The organism is Segatella copri (assembly GCF_003465495.1).
Classification (GTDB): domain Bacteria; phylum Bacteroidota; class Bacteroidia; order Bacteroidales; family Bacteroidaceae; genus Prevotella; species Prevotella copri_G.
In genome coordinates this window covers 1-1,265 of sequence record NZ_QSAV01000111.1, presented here as the reverse complement: position 1 = coordinate 1,265, position 1,265 = coordinate 1, and the positions used below count along the sequence as shown (strand labels likewise).

General features: G+C 39.6%; 1 protein-coding gene. It reads right to left on the bottom strand.

Features of this window, described 5'->3' with window-relative positions; all coding sequences use genetic code 11:
• Positions 1-13 precede the first annotated feature (13 nt).
• On the bottom strand, positions 14-1,156 hold the full coding sequence (locus DWV53_RS15265) for an ISAs1 family transposase (RefSeq protein WP_118139234.1): 1,143 nt from the start codon (positions 1,154-1,156) through the stop codon (positions 14-16).
• Positions 1,157-1,265 lie beyond the last annotated feature (109 nt).

Genomic DNA, 1,265 nt, shown 5'->3' with positions numbered 1-1,265 from the left:
CAGGGCAAACGCATTAAATTGCGCTGCCCTCCAAAAGTTTTGACAGGTACTCTTCATCCCAGCCTGCCTTCAATCTTTTCAGGTTGAGACTTCCCTTGGTCGTCTTGTCATTTTTCAAGATGGAGAGGACCATTTTGCTTATGGTAGAGAAGTTCCTCGCTGCATTTTTGACTTTCTTACTTTCGTCTTCTCTGAAAGTAATGTCCAATTGCCAATGCAAGTTGTTTTCTATGGACCAATGTTGCCTAATGGCGCTTGCTATCTTTTCGGGGTCTTCATTACTTAAGGAAGTTATATAGTATCTTGTTTCCTCAGATGTTTCACCAGATGTCGCAACAGATCTTCTTGAGGTAATCCCGACAACAGACCTTAACCCAACAAACCTGTTCTTAAACATTCTCTGCATTATGTCCCCATAGCTTACAACAATGCAGGTTCTTTCTTCCTGACGACCATGTCCCTCATTAAAGGAATAATGTTTTGTCACTACATTACAATTGCCTCTATACTCATGCTCGTAAATCATGTCCTTAGCAAATTCGTAACTTTTCTTCTGATTTTCCTTCAAGGCGATAATATAGTCCCCCTTGCCTTCTATGATTTTCTCTGTTATAGAAGTTTGGCATCCCATAGCATCTATTGTCACAATGGCATTTGACACGTCTATAGCACTAAGCAACTTGGGAACGACCGTGATTTCATTTGTTTTTTCACCGACTTTCTCTTGCCCAAGTGATATGCTGTTGTCTGCTGACCAAGCAGATACGATCCATGTGCGGAAGTCAGCTTGACCAATAGTGTGCTCGGCATCACACTTGCTTGATCCACGCATAAGCTTGCCATCAATGGCAACAACACCTTTGACTTCCCCTACAATTTCTCTAACCCAGTTTCTGAAGATCTCTTCAAATCCTTTTGGATCAAAGATAGAAAAGAAACGATTGAAGGTGTCATGGCTTGGAATAGTCTCCAACCCCTGCAAACGCTTTTTGAAGAAGTCTAACTTACTTTTTCCAAACTCTGCAATTTCGTTCCAAGATTGAGCTCCTGCAATTACCGCAGCGATTGTAATGTAAATGATATGTTCCATTTTATGGACAGTTCGACCCGCAACTCGTGGGTCGGCTATTTGTTTAGATAACTTAATAATGCTCATTTTGTACCTTTTATTTGTTAATTATTTCTTTACAAAGGTACAAAAAATATTTCATATATACAAATATATAATGTTAATATTCAGTAAGTTACAACTGCACAACGCAGAT